The sequence below is a fragment of the Streptomyces sp. NPDC048417 genome (genome assembly GCF_040651615.1).
Classification (GTDB): Bacteria; Actinomycetota; Actinomycetes; order Streptomycetales; family Streptomycetaceae; genus Streptomyces.
The window spans coordinates 62,847-79,960 of sequence record NZ_JBEZKI010000030.1 but is presented as its reverse complement, the minus strand read 5'-3'; the positions used below and the strand labels follow the sequence as shown (position 1 = coordinate 79,960).

General features: G+C 67.9%; 17 protein-coding genes, 1 tRNA gene and 2 pseudogenes. 9 read left to right on the top strand and 11 right to left on the bottom strand.

Annotated features, from left to right (window positions below; genetic code table 11):
• Positions 1–52: 52 nt before the first annotated feature.
• Positions 53–547, bottom strand: a complete 495-nt coding sequence (locus tag AB0D59_RS38310; RefSeq protein WP_362575501.1) for a response regulator — start codon at positions 545–547, stop codon at positions 53–55.
• 153 nt (positions 548–700) lie between these two features.
• On the opposite strand from AB0D59_RS38310, the gene AB0D59_RS38305 reads away from it, so the two are divergent.
• Positions 701–772, top strand: a tRNA-Arg gene (locus tag AB0D59_RS38305).
• Between the two features lie 438 nt (positions 773–1,210).
• On the opposite strand, the gene AB0D59_RS38300 is transcribed toward AB0D59_RS38305, so the two are convergent.
• Both AB0D59_RS38300 and AB0D59_RS38295 read right to left on the bottom strand, forming a co-directional pair.
• Positions 1,211–2,938 (bottom strand): RNaseH domain-containing protein, encoded by a 1,728-nt coding sequence (locus AB0D59_RS38300; protein ID WP_362575499.1) that lies wholly within the window; start codon positions 2,936–2,938, stop codon positions 1,211–1,213.
• 11 nt (positions 2,939–2,949) lie between these two features.
• Positions 2,950–3,969, bottom strand: coding sequence for a site-specific integrase (locus AB0D59_RS38295; RefSeq protein ID WP_362575497.1), 1,020 nt, complete (start codon positions 3,967–3,969; stop codon positions 2,950–2,952).
• Positions 3,970–4,395: 426 nt separating this feature from the next.
• Between AB0D59_RS38295 and AB0D59_RS38290 the strand changes: the two genes are divergently transcribed.
• Together AB0D59_RS38290 and AB0D59_RS38285 are read left to right on the top strand one after the other, a co-directional pair.
• Positions 4,396–4,659 carry a CopG family transcriptional regulator gene (locus AB0D59_RS38290; RefSeq protein ID WP_362575495.1) on the top strand — a complete coding sequence of 88 codons (264 nt, stop codon included), beginning with the start codon at positions 4,396–4,398 and terminating at the stop codon, positions 4,657–4,659.
• Entirely contained in the window at positions 4,656–5,069 is a 414-nt protein-coding gene (locus tag AB0D59_RS38285) for a PIN domain-containing protein (RefSeq protein WP_362575493.1), read from the top strand. Before AB0D59_RS38290 ends, AB0D59_RS38285 begins: the two co-directional genes overlap by 4 nt.
• A 168-nt stretch (positions 5,070–5,237) precedes the next feature.
• Here AB0D59_RS38285 and AB0D59_RS38280 read toward each other — a convergent pair.
• The 4 genes and pseudogenes from AB0D59_RS38280 to AB0D59_RS38265 form a co-directional block, all read right to left on the bottom strand.
• A pseudogene (locus AB0D59_RS38280) lies at positions 5,238–5,465 on the bottom strand (site-specific integrase); the annotation flags it as partial.
• Between the two features lie 94 nt (positions 5,466–5,559).
• Entirely contained in the window at positions 5,560–5,754 is a 195-nt protein-coding gene (locus AB0D59_RS38275; protein WP_362575491.1) for a hypothetical protein, read from the bottom strand.
• Between the two features lie 466 nt (positions 5,755–6,220).
• Positions 6,221–8,140, bottom strand: a complete 1,920-nt coding sequence (htpG, locus tag AB0D59_RS38270) for a molecular chaperone HtpG (protein WP_362575489.1) — start codon at positions 8,138–8,140, stop codon at positions 6,221–6,223.
• A gap of 128 nt (positions 8,141–8,268) precedes the next feature.
• Complete coding sequence (locus AB0D59_RS38265) at positions 8,269–8,919, bottom strand: type III effector protein (RefSeq protein WP_362575487.1); 651 nt, start codon at positions 8,917–8,919, stop codon at positions 8,269–8,271.
• Between the two features lie 124 nt (positions 8,920–9,043).
• Between AB0D59_RS38265 and AB0D59_RS38260 the strand changes: the two genes are divergently transcribed.
• From AB0D59_RS38260 to AB0D59_RS38250, 3 genes are all read left to right on the top strand, one after another.
• Positions 9,044–9,475 carry an Hsp20/alpha crystallin family protein gene (locus AB0D59_RS38260; RefSeq protein WP_362575485.1) on the top strand — a complete coding sequence of 144 codons (432 nt, stop codon included), beginning with the start codon at positions 9,044–9,046 and terminating at the stop codon, positions 9,473–9,475.
• 99 nt (positions 9,476–9,574) lie between these two features.
• Positions 9,575–9,970 carry a DUF2267 domain-containing protein gene (locus AB0D59_RS38255; protein ID WP_362575483.1) on the top strand — a complete coding sequence of 132 codons (396 nt, stop codon included), beginning with the start codon at positions 9,575–9,577 and terminating at the stop codon, positions 9,968–9,970.
• A 59-nt stretch (positions 9,971–10,029) separates the two neighbouring features.
• Positions 10,030–10,473, top strand: coding sequence for a DUF2267 domain-containing protein (locus AB0D59_RS38250; protein WP_362575481.1), 444 nt, complete (start codon positions 10,030–10,032; stop codon positions 10,471–10,473).
• Between the two features lie 25 nt (positions 10,474–10,498).
• Here AB0D59_RS38250 and AB0D59_RS38245 read toward each other — a convergent pair whose 3' ends face one another.
• The 4 genes and pseudogenes from AB0D59_RS38245 to AB0D59_RS38230 all read right to left on the bottom strand — a co-directional run bounded on the left by AB0D59_RS38245 (position 10,499) and on the right by AB0D59_RS38230 (position 12,937).
• Positions 10,499–10,825, bottom strand: a complete 327-nt coding sequence (locus AB0D59_RS38245; protein WP_362575479.1) for a hypothetical protein — start codon at positions 10,823–10,825, stop codon at positions 10,499–10,501.
• 283 nt (positions 10,826–11,108) lie between these two features.
• Positions 11,109–11,321: a hypothetical protein gene (locus AB0D59_RS38240; RefSeq protein ID WP_362575477.1), complete on the bottom strand. Its 213-nt coding sequence runs from the start codon at positions 11,319–11,321 to the stop codon at positions 11,109–11,111.
• A 641-nt stretch (positions 11,322–11,962) separates the two neighbouring features.
• Positions 11,963–12,415: pseudogene (locus tag AB0D59_RS38235) on the bottom strand (site-specific integrase); the annotation flags it as partial.
• Positions 12,416–12,514: 99 nt separating this feature from the next.
• Complete coding sequence (locus tag AB0D59_RS38230; protein WP_362575475.1) at positions 12,515–12,937, bottom strand: hypothetical protein; 423 nt, start codon at positions 12,935–12,937, stop codon at positions 12,515–12,517.
• Positions 12,938–13,658: 721 nt separating this feature from the next.
• Here AB0D59_RS38230 and AB0D59_RS38225 point away from each other — a divergent pair.
• From AB0D59_RS38225 to AB0D59_RS38215, 3 genes are all read left to right on the top strand, one after another.
• Positions 13,659–13,832 carry a hypothetical protein gene (locus tag AB0D59_RS38225; RefSeq protein WP_362575473.1) on the top strand — a complete coding sequence of 58 codons (174 nt, stop codon included), beginning with the start codon at positions 13,659–13,661 and terminating at the stop codon, positions 13,830–13,832.
• A 238-nt stretch (positions 13,833–14,070) separates the two neighbouring features.
• On the top strand, positions 14,071–14,655 hold the full coding sequence (locus tag AB0D59_RS38220) for a hypothetical protein (RefSeq protein ID WP_362575471.1): 585 nt from the start codon (positions 14,071–14,073) through the stop codon (positions 14,653–14,655).
• A 265-nt stretch (positions 14,656–14,920) separates the two neighbouring features.
• A complete protein-coding gene (locus tag AB0D59_RS38215) occupies positions 14,921–17,113 on the top strand; it encodes an MMPL family transporter (protein ID WP_362575469.1) in 2,193 nt (730 codons plus the stop codon).
• The last annotated feature ends 1 nt before the right edge of the window (position 17,114 follow it).

The following is a 17,114-nucleotide window of genomic DNA, read 5'->3' as shown; positions in this document are numbered from 1 at the left end:
CTCCACGGGATTGATGCGGGCCCGGGCCGCAGGGTCACCGATTGCACGGCCCCTACGGGTAGACGGGGTTACCCCCGGCCCACTCTCCCGAGAACTCGACCTCGCCACCTTCGCCGCCACCCTCACCACCCTCTCCCCCGCGCTCACGCTCCTCCGACTCTTCCGGCCCTCGCCGACTCTCCATCAACTCCCTTACGAGCCGCACGAGTTCGGAGGGCTCGAAGGGCTTGGCGAGGAAGGCGTCGACACCGACATCGAGGCCGGTCTCGACCTCGTACTGAGTGCAGGCGCTGACGATGGCGAGGGGAAGGTCATGGGTGCGGGGGTCGGCACGGAGCAGTGCGGCGGTCCGCAGACCGTCGAGCCGGGGCATGACGACATCAAGGGTGATCACATCGGGCCGCACCTGATGAACGACATCCAGACACTCGGCACCATCGGCCGCGGTCACGACCTCGAGACCCTCCAGTTCGAGATTGACCCTGATCAGCTGCCGGATGACCTTGTTGTCGTCCACAACAAGCACCCGACCCGACGCCCCTGGCACAACTCGAGAGTAGGTCCGGACCGGCCACCGCGTCCGGGTTTTCCTGACTTCCGCACTCTGCGGGCGAGCGACCCAGGAAACCCGTTCCTGATCACCCCGACCGAGCTGGTAGTGTTCTACCCGTCGCCGCGAGCAAGCAGCTCAACGCCACACGCCCCCGTAGCTCAGGGGATAGAGCAACGGCCTCCGGAGCCGTGTGCGCAGGTTCGAATCCTGCCGGGGGCACCGGAAATTTAGGCCCTGACCAGCGGAAACGCCGGTCAGGGCCTTTCTTGTGCATGCCAAAACGCACACGGCCTACTTGGCCGTGGCCACTCGACCCCTCATTGCCCTGATCAGGGGTTTTCCACGGCCGAGCGGACGAAATCCCAATTGTCCGATCCCGCGAAATTAACTCCTTCGGGACATACGTGGGCCAGAAAGCCGCACGGTGGATCCGTCACCCTCAGGAGGCCGCTTTGACCTGCATGTTTACCGAGCGGGACAGCCAAGGGGACACGGACAAACAGGCCGTTGCACTTTCCCGGACCCGATTCGGCACAGTCGCGCGAAGGCGTTCGCGCCCGCCCAACAGCGGTATGCCCCCATGTCCGACTTACCCGAGGGAACAATAATTCCTATCAGCGTTGATCGTTGGGACGCCCCATGCGGGCGGCGCCTCACTCATGGAGCGGATGACGTGCTCCCTTCCTCCTTCGTTACGGCCACCGGAAGCACGTACTCACCGGCGAGACGCGCCAAGTGCAGCGCGAGGGGCCGGGCGAGCGGCGGATAGTCGTCTTGGTAGCGCAGCTGGTGCGTGAGCGTCGCCCACTCCGCCGGCCGGTCAGGCAGGTCCCCTTCACGCCCCGAGTCCGCCAGTGCCTTCTCCGACAGGCAGCCGAGCATGGTGATCTCCAGCTGCCCGGGGTTCCAGGCCGACTTTCCGGGTGCTGTCCGGCCCTGTGACGTGGGCGCCAGCTTAATGAGTCCCTTCGGCAGTTTCGCCACCGTGTGCGGCTTCGAGGCCGTGCTTGCGAAGACACGGCTCTCCGTCTCCGCCGTCCCCCACACGCCCTCGGCGAAGCCGACGCTGCCCTTGGCGTCATGGGCGTACCACTCCGCTACTTCCTCCCGCGCATTGGCGTCCCGTACGAGCACCACCCGCAGGTCGTCGCCGTAGAGCGTGTGGCGCTGGGCGGGTTCAGTGCCGAAGCCGAGCATGTCGCGGGCCAGTTCACCGTTGCGCAGGCCGGGCCAGCACTGGCGCAGATTGCCCGCGTCCGCCAGCAGGAGCGTCGGGCGGTCGCGGAGCTGGAAGAGCAGTGCGCGGATCTGCCGCTCGGTCTCCCGCTGCCTGTGCTGCTCCACGCCCGGGCGGGCACCGGGCCGGAGCCCTCCCCGGGCGGCCACGCCATCGCCATGGCCACCCGTATCAGCCTCCTTCTCCTTCCAGGTCTCCGCCACTGGTTCCACTGCCTGGGAGAGCAGCAGCAACAGCTTCGAGTACGGCACCCATTCGGCGCGCTCGGCGTCCCACCCCTCGATGACGCCCGGTCCTCCGTCCCCGGGGCGGACCCGCACCGCGACCAGCCGATGGACGGGGCACCGCGTGGGCCCCTTCCTGGTGTGGCGTACGAGCCAGAGCGCCACGTACTGGAGGTCGCCGGGAACTCCGGCCCCCACTCGGTGAGCGGGCGGACTGATCGCACCGAGCTGTCGAAAGGCGTCCAGCCAGGTCCACTTGGCCCGGTGCTCCAGGCCGCTGTCGGTGTCGTCGGGCAGGTTGACGAACTGGCTCAGCCGGTCCTGCCGCGCCCAGGCGATGCGCAGCGCATGCTTGGGGTCGGAGTCGGGGACGGCGGCGAAGCGCTCCTTGCCGGCGATCTCCATGACCACGACTCCGGCCGCCTCGGGACGCGAGACCACTCGGTCCGCCACAAGTCGGCAGCGCCCTTCGACGGCTTCGGCCAGCCGGACGGCCCTGGGGCGCCTGCGCTCCCAGGAGACCTGCAGAGCGTCGGCCAGGGGCCCCGCGGGCCGGGCTCGTACGCGGATCTCGACCCCCTCGCCCCGCCACCGCCAGGTGTCGTCATCGGCCGGCCCCACGCTCTCCCCGGGAGGGAAGCCGATGAGCTTCGGCAGTTCCGCGAGCAGCGCGGCACGGGTTTCCGGGGACTGCCAGAAGACGTCGATCTCCAGGGGACGGCCGTTGAGTGCGCGTGCCAGCGCCGCCCGCCGCTGCAGGGCCAGCTGCGTGTCCCGGACGCCCGGACCACGTCCGGCTCCCGAACGAGGCAGCAATGAGGGGGTGTTACTCCGGGTGATCCGCGTGAGGTCGGGGACCCGGGTCAGCATGGGGCACAGCCCGTCCTCGACCCAGGCGTCCAGACCCGCCCGCTCCTGTGGCATCAACCCGGGTCCTATCTCGTGCGGGCCGATCGACGGGTCGGGTCGACGCCGGCGTTAAGCCAGGTGGAGAGTGCCGAGTGGCGCAGATCGTATGGGCGGGCCGCGAGCAGCGAGCACACCAGATCCGGAGAAAGACCGAGTTCACGGGCCTCGTGCCAGGCACGATCGTAGGTACTGGACCCGACGATGCCGCCGCACTCGTTGAAGAACAGCCGCCCGCCGTCCGCGACGCCGAAGGTGTCGATGCTCTCCCGCCAGAGGGCTACCAGTTCGGGCGGTAGCGGTACAGGTCGGGTGTCGTCGGCTGGACGGCCCTTGAGTCCGCGTTCGTCGTGGGCTCTTCCGGTGTCGGTCCACCGCTTGCCCGCCTGCGGCAGTGTGCGGTGCACGGTCACCTGGCCCCAGCCCTCGGCAGGCAGCACGCAGTTGGGCAAAGACACCCCGACCGCTTCGGCGGGGCGCAGCCCGGCGTAGTACAGCCCGGCGAACAGCCCGACCAGCCGCCGCCCACGAGCACGCCGGTAACCGCCGACGTAGGAGACCGCGCACAGCAGGGAACGTGCCTGGCCGGGGTTGGCGACCACCCGCGGGTCGACCTGGTCGACGGTCTCAGCCACGCTCCACTTGATGGGAACGAGCGGATCGGCGGGCAACTTGCGCTGCTCGACGGCGTACCTCACGGCGTTGACCAGGACCTTGTGCTTGTGCCGCTGCGTCTCGGCCACCGCCACCGCGCCGTCCTGATTGAGCCGCAGCGCTGTCAGCAGGGACCGCATCACGGCCGGATCCGTCAGATCGGCCAGCGGACGTGAGGCTCCCTCCACCCAGCGCAGGACCAACCGGACGTCAGTCGGCATCTGACGCGGCCCCGGGCGGGGGACGACGAACGCCCAGCCCCGCATCGCCCGCCGCAGCAATTTATCGCTCGGACGGCCCCTCACGTCCCGGAGCATCGCCCGGGTGATCGCGCACAGCGCGTCGCTGGTCTCGTCCCGGGTCTTCGCCGCGATCAGCGGCCACCTCATCTCCATGTACTCCAGAGCAAAGGCGTACCAGCTGATCCCGGCCGCGCGACCCCGAGACGAGCTACGACTGATCCCCGCGGGGGACTTATCCGCAGTGCCTTGTCGAACGGCACGAAGGAGCGCGGCGCCCAGGTCATCGGCCAACGCTCTGATATCCGTCGCACCCGCCGTGCGCCGGCCAGCCACGGCCCTTCCTCCACGTTTCCGGCCGGGGACGCCGCGCGCCTGCGATTTCGAGTTCCTCATGACGTCCACCACCTCCCTGACACGTGAACGTCTCGGGTGCCCATATCAAGCCCGGCAGCAACAACGCCCCCTGGAGTCCCGTCGTACGCCCAAACCCAGATTCGTGCCCGTGTCGGACCAGCACCGCGACGGCTGTCTCTGCCAGCTCCACTCAACCGAGGGAGGATGGGAGGTAGGATAGGTAGCATGAGTGAGCCCACCGGCAAGTACTCGATCACCATGCCGCGCGACATCGCCGAAGCCGCCAAGGCCCGCGGCGGCCCATCCGGACTGTCCGCCTACGTCGCCGCAGCCGTCGCCCGCCAGATCGAGCGGGACAACCTCAACGAACTCATCACGGTGGCGGAGGCCGAACACGGCCCCATCAGCGACGAAGAGATTCAGGCTCTGCGCGACCAGCTCCACCAAGCCCGAGAGCAGCAGACCCAAGGCGGGGCGAACGCCGCGTGACCCCCTCCCCCGCCGCCCCCGGCGGCACCCTGGTCCTCGACAGCGAAGGACTGGCCAAGGCCGTCCTGCGCGACCGCACGGTCACCGGCTGGCTCGCCCTCGCCCGCGCCGACGACCTACGGGTGATCACTTCCGCAGCCGCCCTCGTGGAAGTGATCCACCCACGGATCAATCGCCCAGCTCTGGAATGGACCCTGTCCCGCCTCGTCATCGAACCGGTCACCGAGCCCATCGCTCGCCACGCCGCCGCCCTCCTCGCCGACGCCGGCCTGCACGGCCACAAGTACGCCATCGACGCCATGCTCAGCGCCACCGCCCTCGCCTCCCCCGGTCCGGCGACGATCCTCACCTCAGACCCCGAGGATCTAACCGCCCTGTGCGGCTCGCGCATCACCGTCATCAAGGTCTGACGCCAGCGACCGAGAGCAAATATTCACATCCCGACATTCAATTTCGGAGCGTCCGTCTGCAAGGCCACCGCGCGCTTGCGCCGACCAACAAAATGAGATGGATCAGTCCTGCTTGGCGCGTCAAAGGTGGGATCAAGCATTCGCGTGAGGGCGTGTGGGCCATGTCAGTCAGCCTTCACTGTCGTCCTCCTCTCCCAGCCCTTTCAGGGTCCGGTCGTTCATCTCTTGTTCCTGGCCGTCTATGCACTTGGCGTAGATCTTCAGAAGGACGTCCACCAAGTGACCGGCGCGAGCCGCCACCTCCGGCGCGGGAACGCCCGAGTTGAGCCACTGGGAGACACCCGCGTGCCGGAGGTCGTACGGGCGAGCCGCCAGGACGGAGGCGGCCTGTTCGGGTGGAAACGCAAGGATGCCGGGCTCATACCCCGCCGCGCGTTTCCCTGATGCCGTGGAGGGAGCGGCGCCGGCAGCCTCGAAGCCACCCGGAACGCTACGCCCTGAGGTAGAGCTGCTCGGCTTCGAGGATGAGACTTCCCAGTGGATTGCCGTAGGGCCAGGAGTCGGTGATGACACGGCCGATGCCGCGCAGCCGCTGCGGCTTGGGCAGGAGCGGCGAGGTGGAGAGCTGTACGGCGACCTGCTCCAACTGCTCGCGGAGCGTCGTCAATTGCTGGGCGCTGCTCACTCGTCCGTGGCCCGTGGTGTGCCTTGGTAGTTCCTCATCGATTCCCGACAGGGCCTGTCGGGTCGCTGCGAGGGCTCTTTGTGCGGTTGATTCGGACACTATGGCTCCAGCAAGTCCCTGTCGGGGTCCAATACGTCCGTCTGTTTCCGCCGCCAGGGTAGCCGATGCCCTGCTCCGCGACCCGGCTCTCGATGATGGGCGCACCCGGGCGAATCTTCCATTGTTTGAGGCAGGTGAACTGGTTCCAGGACGCCTTGATGGCGATTTCCTCGCGAGTGTCCGTTCGAGGGTCTGTCGCACGATCGGGTGCGACGTGACCTGGCAGATCGTGAGGCCATCTCCCATTTCAGCCGAGGACATCACCCCTGTGTGGCAGGCGGTCAGGCGGATGCGTGGGGAGTGTGCGGGTGGCGAGGTCGGGGTGGGTGCGGCCGGGCGCTTCGGTTGTGCCGGGCCGCACCCGTGGTCACAGAGTGCGGGTCAGGCGGTCGGTGAGCAGCCGGGTGAAGTGGGCCGGGTCGGGCAGGTCGCCCCCTTCGGCGAGCAGCGCGCTGCCGTATATCAGCTCGGCGATCTCCGCCAGTGCGGGGTCGTCGGCGCCTGCGTCATGTGCTGTGCGCAGGGCGGTGATGAGCGGGTGTGCGGGGTTGAGTTCCAGGATCCGCTTGACCGGGGGGATCTGCTGTCCCATCGCCCGGTACATCTTCTCCAGGGTCGGCGTCACGTCGTGGGCGTCGCCGACGATGCAGGCCGCCGAGGTCGTCAGGCGTGACGACAGGCGGACCTGCTTGACCTGCTCGGACAGGGTGGTGGTCAGCCACGGCAGCAGGGCTGCGAAGTCCTGCTCGCGCTGGGCCTTCTCGGCGTCGGTTTCCTGGTCGCCGTCGGCGGACTCGTCGAGATCGACCTGGCCCTTGGCGATGGACTGCAGACGGTGGCCGTCGAAGGCCGGTACCTGGTCCACCCACACCTCGTCGACGGGGTCGGTGAGGATCAGAACCTCGTACCCCTTGGCGGCGAAGGCTTCCATGTGCGGGGAGTTCTCCACCATCGAGCGGGTCTCGCCGGTCAGGTAGTAGATGGTGTCCTGGCCGTCCTTCATGCGCTCGACGTACTCGCGCAGCGTGGTGGTCTTCTCCGGGTCGTGCGTGGAGGCGGCCGACACCAGCTCCAGCAGGGCCTCGGTGTTGTCCGTGTCCTCGACCAGGCCTTCCTTCAGCGCCCTGCCGAACTGGGCCCATACCATCGCATAGCGCTCGGCGTCCTTGGACTGCATGTCCTTGATGGCGCCGAGGACCTTCTTGACCAGGCGCCGGCGTACGCCGCGGATCTGTCGGTCGTGCTGGAGGGTCTCGCGGGAGACGTTCAGCGACAGGTCGTGGGCGTCCACGACACCCTTGACGAAGCGCAGGTAGTTGGGCATGAGCGCTTCGCAGTCGTCCATGATGAACACCCGCTTGACGTACAGCTGCATGCCGGGCTTGGTCTCGCGGGAGAACAGGTCGAAGGGTGCCTGCGAGGGGATGAACAGCAGTGCCTCGTACTCGAAGGTGCCTTCGGCGCGCATGTGGATCGTCTCGGCCGGGGGCAGCCAGTCGTGGCTGATCTGCTGGTAGAACTCGTTGTACTCGTCCTCGGTCACCTCGCTGCGCGGCCGGGCCCACAGCGCCTTCATCGAGTTGAGCGTGTCGATGTCGCGGGTGCTCTCGCCCTCGGCGTCGGTGGCCTCGGTGGCCATCCGGATCGGCCAGCGGATGAAGTCCGAGTACCGCTTGACGATCTGACGGATCTTCGATTCGGAGAGGTAGTCGGCGAGCCCGTCCTCGCTGTCGGCGGGCTTGAGGTGCAGGGTGACCGACGTGCCCACGGGCAGGCCGTCGACGGCCTGGAGGTCGTAGGTGCCCTCGCCGTCGGACTCCCACTGGGTGCCGGAGTCGGTGCCGGCCCGCCGGGTGCACAGGGTGACCTTGTCGGCAACCATGAACGCCGAGTAGAAGCCGACGCCGAACTGCCCGATCAGGCTCTCGGCGGTGGCGGTGTCCTTGGACTCCTTGATCTTCTCCAGCAGGCCGGCGGTGCCGGACTTGGCGATCGTGCCGATCAGCTCGACGAGATCGTCCCGGCTCATACCGATGCCGTTGTCACGGACGGTCAGTGTGCGGGCGTCCTTGTCGACCTCCAGCGAGATGTACAGGTCGGTGGTGTCGATCTCGGCGAGGTTGGAGTCGGTCAGCGATGCCAGCCTCAGCTTGTCCAGGGCGTCGGAGGCATTCGAGATCAGCTCGCGCAGGAAGATGTCCTTGTTCGAGTAGATCGAGTGAATCACCAGTCGGAGCAACTGGCGGGTTTCGGCCTGGAATTCCAGCGTCTCGACACTGCTACCCATGTGGGTCTCTTTCTGTGGGAACGTCATGAACGGATGGGACTCGGGCGGAGACGGATCGTTGGCCGCCGTCGGCTTGGTTCGGAGCGGGCCGGACCGCACCCGCATGGTGTGACTCTCTGCGGCGGGAGTCAGGCATCGTCGGCTGCTGTCGTCGTGCGCCGGTCGCCGAGGGCGTCCAGGCATTCGACGAGGTCGGTGTGGCGGGCATCGAGGTAGGGACGCATGCCGTTCAGGGGGGCGATGAGCTCGGCGGCGTCGGCGGCGCCGAGGGCGGCATGGACGGCGGCCTGAGCTGAGCGCGCTTCGGGCGCGAGGTGGGCGAGCGCGGTGATCTGTCCGGCGAGGCGGCGCAGGTCGGCGGCGTTGGCGCGGGCCCAGGTAGTGGTGGCGCGTTCGGCGGCCCTGGCCTGGCGGGTGGCCGTCACGCGCTGCTCTCCGGTGGTGCCGAGGGCGCCGGGGCGGCCACGCAGGTACCGGCGTTCGGCGGCCTGGCGGCTGGCGACGCCGAGGGGGCCGGCGAGGTCGGCCCAGCTGGCGCCCGCGTCGCGGGCGGTTTCGATCAGGCCGGTCTCCCAGCCGGCGAGCTGCTCGCGCACGTGCCGCAGCAGCATCAGCGAGGCCAGCGCCTGCTCGGGACCGGGGCCGGCGGCGTCGGGGGTCTCGTGCTGGGCATCACGCAGCGCGTCGTCTATGGCGGCAAGAGCCGCCGAGGCGGCGAGAAAGGACGCCGGACCGTGGGCGTCGGTAGGGGTCGTGGACGGCTGGTCGGCTGCGGTCACGGGCACCTCCCTCAGACGGTCATCAGGTCGACGACGTCATGTTTGTCATCCATTGGATGACATGTTACAACGGTGTCAGTGCAGCGCATTGGCAGTCCCCCAAACCTGCTGGAGGTGTTTCACGATGTTGATGCGCACTGACCCGTTCCGTGAGCTGGACCGGCTGACCCAGCATCTGATGGGCCCGGGCACCTGGTCACGCCCCTCGGCGATGCCCATGGACGCCTACCGTGAGGGCGACGAGTACGTGGTGGCCTTCGACATCCCCGGCGTCACCGCGGACGCGATCGACATCGACGTCGAGCGGAACATGCTCACCGTCAAGGCCGAGCGGCGGCCGGTGGCGAAGACCGACGACGTGCAGATGGAGCTGTCCGAGCGGCCGCTGGGTGTCTTCTCCCGCCAGCTCGTGCTCGCCGACACCCTCGACACCGAGCACATCCAGGCCGACTACGAGGCGGGCGTGCTCACTCTGCGCATCCCGATCGCCGAGCGCGCCAAGCCCCGCAAGATCTCCATCGGCGTCGGCTCCGGCCGCAAGGAGATCTCCGGCTGACACCGGCCGGACCGGTGCGGAGGACGGACACCTGATCTCCCCCTCCCCGCCCTCCGCACCCCCCGTGGACGGCCCGAAGACAAAAAGGGGTGGCGGCAGATGACCTTGCGACACGAAGCGTTCCTCGACCACGTGAGGGAACGCGGCGCATACGACACTGCGGAGGAAGCCGAGCGTGCGGCCCGCGTGGTGCTCGCCCTGCTCGGCGCACACCTGGTCGGCGAGGTTCGCGCCCAACTCGCGGCACGCCTGCCGGAAGGCTTCGCCCTGATCCTGCTCAACCCGCTGCAGAGCGCCGAGCCGCTGCCCCCCGAGCGGTTCGTCCGCGCGACCGCCGCCTGGATCGAGGGCGCCACCGAGCAGACCGCGACCTGGGACGTCAGCGCCGTGCTGTCCACCGTCGCCGACACGGCAGGCGAGGACCTGACGGGGCGGATCCTGCTCCAGCTCCCCGCCGGCTACGACCTCCTCTTCGGCCGTCCCCAGCCCACCTGACCAAGACCGGGGCCGCCTGCACCCGGCGCCCCATGGCTCCATGAAAGGCATACACCGCAGTGATCTCCGACGCGCGCGTACCGCTTGAGCACCAGCAGCCGTACTCGACGGCGTACGAGCAGATGCTGGAGAAAGTCCGCTACGAGGGCGCCTACCCAACCCGCGAGCGGGCCGACGAAGCCGTCCGCCTGGTCATCGCGGGGCTCGGGCGTCAGCTGACCGGCGACGAACGTGTCGCTCTGGCCGCCTGCCTGCCCCTGGAGGCCGCACGCGTACTGACCGCGCAGATCCCCGACGTCCAGCCGCTGACCGGCTGGGCCTTCGTCAAGGACCTCGCCGCCCGCTCCGGTGCCTCCCTGGCCACCACCCGCTGGGACTGCGGCTCCGTCTTCGCCGCCGTCACAGCCCATGCCGGCTCCGACCTGATCACCCGCATCCTTCACCAGCTCCCCACCGGCTGGGCGCTACTCTTCGGTCGAGCCGAACTCGCCCCCGCCGCGTAGCTGGCGAGATGCACGCCGCGCACGATCACTCCGCCCCCGCGTTCGTTGAACACCTGGGCGACCGAGGTGTCCAGGGCGTTTCCGTCGTCGCTGCGGTAGAACGCGATGCCGACTTGGCAGGTGGTGAGATCAGGGGGTTGCGCAGGAAGCGCCATGGGGCGCCGCCGGCCTTGTAGTAGAGGGCGACGTGGAAGTTCCAGGCGCGGCTGGCCTCGTCCTGCCGGCTGTGGCCCTCGGGAGGGCGGGTGGTTTCGTCCACGGTACTGCGCCGGATGATCCGGGAGACGACCGGCCGATCATCCGGACGTCCGACGCATCCGGCGTGCAGGGGCAGACTGTCGGGTGCGGTCATCGTGCTGATCTCCTTCGTGACTCGACGTCTCGAAGATCAGCCGGTGACCGTTCATCTATGCGGGCCTCATCCCGATGCCGGAGCAAACCCCCGGATCAGGTCGAACCCGTACACCACTCCCCCGGACGCAACCCGGATGCCGACAGAAAAGGGCGGGAGTCAGTCTCACTGGCTCCCGCCCTTTCTCGTTGTCTCTCAGTGGTCGCGACAACCTCCGACACACCCTGAGGGCGGCTCATGGCTGCTGTGTAACCCCAGGGGAGAGCTCTCCTTGCATCCGTGTCTACCCGTTGTAGGGAACGATGCGTTGGCCTGCGACGTCGACTCTGTGCTTCCCGGTCGCCAGCTCACGTACGAGTTCTTCGCCTACTTCCGTCTCCAACACAGACTCCCCTTCGCCGCTCAGCACCGTGACCTGTGCATCGGGTGCGGGGCGCGCTATGGACACAATGCGGCCCGCCTCATCGTGCACGATCGTGACCTTCACTGTCGACATGATTGCCCTCCGCCTTCCGGACATGCACGTTCAGAGGGAACCGACTTGCGCGAGAACGTGCACGTCGCATGAATTAAACGGTGCATTGTTTCGTATATAGAACTTGTAGGCCTTCGTGCCGTCTACATGCTGAAACGACTCGCCTTGCGCGAGCGTCGCGTGCCCCACTGGATTGGGCACACCCGTCCCCGGGAAGACGATGATGCTGTACACGACTGATTGATTGGAATTCCAGCCGTGATTGAACCATTCGAAGGAGCTGTTGGCGGCTACGGTGGCCCACCCTATGTCGACTACTGACATTTTCTCCAACCTCTCCAAGAAAGCTCTCGGTTGACCCTTTTAAGGGTCCAGGAATCTGACTCTTGCCGGAAAAGGATGCCCGGCGTCACATATCCCGAGGTCCATTGCACGCTCGCCTGGGCGGCAGCCACTCACCCCGCCTACAATGGGCGTCCACAATGCCTTCCTCAATAGTTACTCCAGATGCGGGGTTGCGCCACTTGGGGGACTTCCAACTTGATTGAAATCTGGAAAACTGATCCGCCGGCGACGCGGAATGCGATGCCGATGGAACGGTGGCTCGCATGAGCCGGCGCCAGAGGGAGCCTTGTTCCCCAAGCTCCCTAACATTGCGTGCCTTATACCGTGTCGCCGTCCTCCACCAGCGCTTTCGCAATCCTCGCGGTCGCGGCTTCCTCGTGACCGTCGATACAACTGTGATACCTGCGGTGGATAACTTCCGGGGAGTTGCCGACCCTCCTGGCCACTTCAGCGATCGGCACGCCGGTGTTCAGCCACCGCGTGATGCACGCGTGCCGCAGGTCGTACGGGCGCCCGGCCCACGGTGAGTCGATGCGCTCCGGCGAAAGCGCGCACTCTCGCGCTTCTTCCCACACCCGCCAGTAGGTGGAAGAGCCGACCACTCCCCCGCGTTCGTTGCCGAACGCACGCCCCTCCTGGCGGTCCCGAACTCCTTCAAGTGAGCCCGAAGGATGGCGACCAGGACGGGCGGTATGGGCACCGGGCGGTCGCTGGTTGCCTCCCGCGCCTTTCAGCCCGCGGCGGTCGTGCCGCTCGCCCGAGTCGGTCCACGGGAAAGGATCTTGAAGCACCCTCCCTGGTCAGACCCAGGAAACGCGAAGGCCCCTGGACAGGTCCAAGGGCTTTCGCTGCGGCGCTGCGCCGTTCCTCTAGTCTGCGGTGACTCCCCAGTAGCCGATCTGCGCGGGTCGCCCGTCGCGGTAGAGCACCGTGCAGTTCCCCTGGGCACGACCGGGGAAGGCCAAACGACAGGAATCGAGGGCGCCATCCCACTCTTCGTAGGTGGGTCGGCAATTGGGAGCCCAGGCGCGCACCTCGCGGTCGGTCAGCGGCCGCATGAATGGACCGCTGTCGGTGTCCGTCGCTTCGATCATGAGGGGGAAGTCCAGCACCGTGCCCGTGCCACCGGTGAAGATGTACTCGTGCCACGATGGGTCGCGCCACAGCTCCTCTACGGATCGGCCCTCGAAGCCGTGGTCGTCCTTCACCAGTTCCTCTTCCTGGGCCTGCCGGAATGCGTCCGCCAGATCAGGCTGATACGGGCCCGTGTGTCTCCATGCGTCGCCGCCCATCCTCGTCCCTTCCCCATGCGTACTGTTCGACCAAAAGAGCAGCGTAGGAGAGGGCACTGACACGACACCACACCTGATCACTCGTACTCGCGCAGCAGCCCATCGATCTTGCCGTTGGCCACCTCCTGCCTGCCATCGAGGCACTTCGCGTAGCGGCCGAGCAGAACCTCACCTTCGCCACTCTGCTCCGTCGACGTGGCTCAACGCAGGAGTTGATCCGACGGAGGTTGCCGAGCGTGCCGAAAACAGCGTGGCGGGCTTCTTGCACCTGGAGCGAGCCGCCCAGGTGGTGGCCGCCCTACCGGGGGGCGGCTGGCGCGCGTACGGGAAAGACGAGGGACCCGACAACGGGCCATTGACTGAGCAGGTACTTGCTTGGCTCGTCACGTCCAGGGGACGGGCCACTCCGATCACCGTGGACGCACACGGAAATATGGACGACGCAGAGGGCGTCGATCGCCTCATTCCAACCGGGGAGGAATGAAGGAGCTCCCTGTTTCCGGGTGAGTGTCTGACCACGTGACGACGCCGACGAACGAGCGCGAACGCCTGCGGACCATCAGCGCAGGTGAGGAGCACACCGCCCCAAGGCCGAGGGCCCGTCCACATTGCTTCGGGACAAAACTGTCGCTCCGTCGGACGCGGCGCATGTGACACCGACTGCTTCAAGGTTTTGCCCCTGCCTCAGGGGCACTCGGCCAGTGAGCGCGGAGGTACCGAGATGAGTGCCGGAGAGAAAGCCAAGGCAAAGGCCGAACAGGTTGTCGGAAAGACCGTGCGAAAGGCAGCACACGCGGTGCACAAGGATGCCCTCGCAGCAAAGGGCGCCGCCCTCGAAGCGCGGGGCAGGATGCGGGGTGCGAAAGAGAGGACCAAGGATTCCTTCAAGCACTGACAAGGCCATGACATTGAATCACCGTGGTCGCGTGGCACCGGACCGTTGACGAGGCAGTGGCGATCCGGTGTCGGCGGCCGCGGCCACGTAGTTCCCCACCAGGAGCTCCAGCTCCCCGCCCCCGTGTTCGAACGAGGCCGATGCCTCCTGCGGCTGGTGATCCGCAGAGGGTTCGTTCCGGTCGGCTCAGCCGATAAGCGCTGGCTTGCGCCGTGTCTCGTGCCTCAGGATTCTCGGCGTGACAGACACGGGACCCGCCGAAGAAGAGACGCCGGACGGGCTGCTGGGCTGGTGCCTGGTGGCCAACGTGGCGCGGGAAACCGCGCACGGCGAGAGCGGCCTCGACATCCAGCACGGCACGAAGCACTTCCGCGCAGGCACCCTGCTGTGGCTCCCGCCCGTCCGCTGGGACCCCGGCTGGGGTCGCTGGCCCGCGGTGGGCCGGCACCGAGGCAACAGCCGCCGGTACGTCCACATGATCGTACGTGCGGATGACCTGGAGAACTTCCGGGTCAAGGGTGTCTACAGCGAAGCTCCGGTGCGCAGCCTCAACGGTTACGAGCACGACCCGGCCGCCCCGCAGACCCTGCAGAACCCGTGGACCCGCGAGCGGGCCCAGAGCTGGGCGGACGGCCGGAACCGCCACCGGGAGCCTCTCTTCATCGAAGGCCACCCCTACGCCCACCCGCGGATCTCCGTTCCCAACCCTCCGCCGGCGGAGATCCAGATCGACGGTGAGACCCTGCACCTCGCCCGCTACGGCACCAGAGGAGCCCACTACAGCCGCACGCTCCCTCCCGTGGAATGGACCCCCGAGCCGTGATCCGCGCGTTCGAATGACAGGGCGGGGAAGTCGGCGTCACGGGGTGGGGAATTACGTGACGTTCCAGGCGCTTTCTCATCGCCGCCTTCTCCGCTCGGCGACCCCCGCTGCTCTCTGTCGGCCGGCCAACGCTCTTGCCACCGCCACGCACCCCGAAGGCCCGGCACGCGGGGCCTCTTCCGGTCCAGGTCCACCGATCGGTGGACGCGAAGTTCAACCAGGCGCCTCTGTCCGCCAACTGAGCTGGCCAGCAAGGCTATTGGGTATGAACTCATTCACTGTCCGTATGGCGCGTTGGAGCGCTCGGCACCCCTGGCGGGCCGTCGTCGGCTGGCTCGCGTTCGTGGTGCTGTGCCTGGGGATCGGCAGTGCCGTCGGCACGCACAGCGCCACGACGGCCGACTACCGGGTCGGCGAGGCCGGCCGGGCGGAGGCGATGGCCGCCGAGGGGCATCTGGAGCGCAGGTCCACCGAGCAGGTGCTGATCTCCTCCCGGTCGGGCCTCCTCGACCGGGCCGCGGCCGATGCCGCCGCGAAGGACCTGACCTCCCGGATGAAGCGGCTGCCCGAGGTGGCGGGCGTGGCCGACCCGCTGCTGTCCGGGGATCACCGGATCCTCCTGGTCGAGGTGGCCCTGAAGGGCGAGGAACGGGACGCGAAGGACAAGGTCGACGCGTTGCTCGCGCAGACCGAGGCGGTGGCGAAGGCGCGTCCGGCGCTGCTGCTGCAGGAGACCGGGAGTCCCTCCATCAGCAAGGGAGTCGACCAGCAGCGCGGCGACGATCTGGCACTGTCGGAGGAGATCACGCTGCCCATCACCCTGATCACCCTGTTGGTCGTCTTCGGGTCGGTGACCATGGCCGGGGTGCCGCTGCTGCTGGCTCTGTCGTCGATCGCGGCGGCCGTCGGGCTGTCGATGGTGGCCTCGCACCTCTCCCCTGACGCCGGGGTCGGCACGAACGTCATCCTGATGATCGGCCTCGCCGTCGGTGTCGACTACACGCTCTTCTACCTCAAGCGGGAGCGTGAGGAGCGCGCCCGCTCGGGCGGTCGGCTGAGCTCCGAGGCGCTGGTGGAGCTGGCCGCGGCAACCTCGGGCCGGGCGGTCGTGATCTCCGGACTCGCGGTCGTGGCCTCCACCGCGACGCTGTATCTCGCCTCGGACGTCATCTTCTCCTCGCTGGCCACCGGCACCATCGTGGTCGTCCTGGTCGCGGTGGCCAGTTCCCTGACGGCGCTGCCGGCGCTGCTGGTCAAGCTCGGACAGCGGGCCGAGCGCAGGGCGCGGCGCCGCGCCGAGCGCGGAAAGCCGGCGCGCCGGACACGTGGCGAGGGCGGCGGCCGCGTGTGGGCCGCGCTGCTGCGGCCGGCGAGCAGGCATCCGCTGGCCACCCTGTGCGTCTCCGTTCTCGCCCTGCTCGCGCTCGTCACCCCGCTGGCCGGGTTGAAGATCACGGAGATGAGCCGGGACACGCACTCCCGGGACATCCCCGCCATGCGGGTGTACGACCGGCTGAACGAAGCGTTCCCCGAGCAGCGGGTCACGCACCAGGTGGTCGTGCGTGCCGACGCCGCGCGCTCCGGCGAGGTCGCCCGGGCTCTGGGCGAACTGGCCCGACGCGCCGACGCCGACCCGCTGTTCGCCGGCGCCTCGGGCATCCGGACCTCCGCCGACCACCGGTTCAGCGTGCTCGAGCTGAGGGTGCCGTACCTGGGCGACTCCGAGCAGGCGTACGACTCCCTCGACCACCTGCGGGACGACTATCTGCCCGCGACCGTCGGCCGGGTCGACGGGGCCGAGTTCGCGGTGAGCGGGGACGTCGCCCGGTACGCCGACTATCCCGCTCACCAGAACAGCAAACTCCCGCTGGTCCTCGGAGCGTTGTTGCTCGTGACCTTCGCGATGACCACATACGCGTTCCGCTCGGTGGTGCTGGGCCTGATCGGTGTCGTACTGAATCTGCTGTCCGCGGCGGCGGCGCTCGGACTGCTGGTCCTGGTCTTCCAGGGCACCTGGGCCGAAGGGTTGTTGGACTTCCACTCCACAGGTTCGATCGGCTCGCGCGTACCGCTGTTCCTCTTCGTGATCCTCTTCGGGCTCTCGATGGACTACCAGGTGTTCGTGGTGAGCCGGATCAGGGAGGCCGTGCTCGCGGGCGCGTCCACGAGGCAGGCCGTGCTCGACGGAATCCACAGGTCGGCGAGCGTGGTGACGAGCGCCGCGGTGGTGATGACGACCGTGTTCGTGAGTTTCGTCTTCCTGCACATCATCGAGATGAAGCAGATCGGCTTCGTCCTCGCGGTGGCCGTGCTGCTCGATGCCTTCGTGGTCCGGATCATGGTGCTGCCGTCGGCCATGCTGCTGCTCGGCGAGGCGACCTGGTGGCCCTCGCGGGCGGCGGAGCGAAAGGCGGCGGCTCAATTCGCCGACGGCCAACTGGTGGTCGACGTACGTTGAT

What these genes read in the sequence shown, in the direction of transcription:
- AB0D59_RS38215 (WP_362575469.1), top strand. Translation starts at nt 14,921, where the DNA reads ATGAACTCATTCACTGTCCGTATGGCGCGTTGGAGCGCTCGGCACCCC.
- AB0D59_RS38230 (WP_362575475.1), bottom strand. Translation starts at nt 12,937, where the DNA reads ATGGGCGGCGACGCATGGAGACACACGGGCCCGTATCAGCCTGATCTG.
- AB0D59_RS38300 (WP_362575499.1), bottom strand. Translation starts at nt 2,938, where the DNA reads ATGCCACAGGAGCGGGCGGGTCTGGACGCCTGGGTCGAGGACGGGCTG.
- htpG (WP_362575489.1), bottom strand. Translation starts at nt 8,140, where the DNA reads ATGGGTAGCAGTGTCGAGACGCTGGAATTCCAGGCCGAAACCCGCCAG.
- AB0D59_RS38260 (WP_362575485.1), top strand. Translation starts at nt 9,044, where the DNA reads ATGTTGATGCGCACTGACCCGTTCCGTGAGCTGGACCGGCTGACCCAG.
- AB0D59_RS38245 (WP_362575479.1), bottom strand. Translation starts at nt 10,825, where the DNA reads ATGACCGCACCCGACAGTCTGCCCCTGCACGCCGGATGCGTCGGACGT.
- AB0D59_RS38295 (WP_362575497.1), bottom strand. Translation starts at nt 3,969, where the DNA reads ATGGAGATGAGGTGGCCGCTGATCGCGGCGAAGACCCGGGACGAGACC.
- AB0D59_RS38225 (WP_362575473.1), top strand. Translation starts at nt 13,659, where the DNA reads ATGAGTGCCGGAGAGAAAGCCAAGGCAAAGGCCGAACAGGTTGTCGGA.
- AB0D59_RS38290 (WP_362575495.1), top strand. Translation starts at nt 4,396, where the DNA reads ATGAGTGAGCCCACCGGCAAGTACTCGATCACCATGCCGCGCGACATC.
- AB0D59_RS38255 (WP_362575483.1), top strand. Translation starts at nt 9,575, where the DNA reads ATGACCTTGCGACACGAAGCGTTCCTCGACCACGTGAGGGAACGCGGC.
- AB0D59_RS38240 (WP_362575477.1), bottom strand. Translation starts at nt 11,321, where the DNA reads ATGTCGACAGTGAAGGTCACGATCGTGCACGATGAGGCGGGCCGCATT.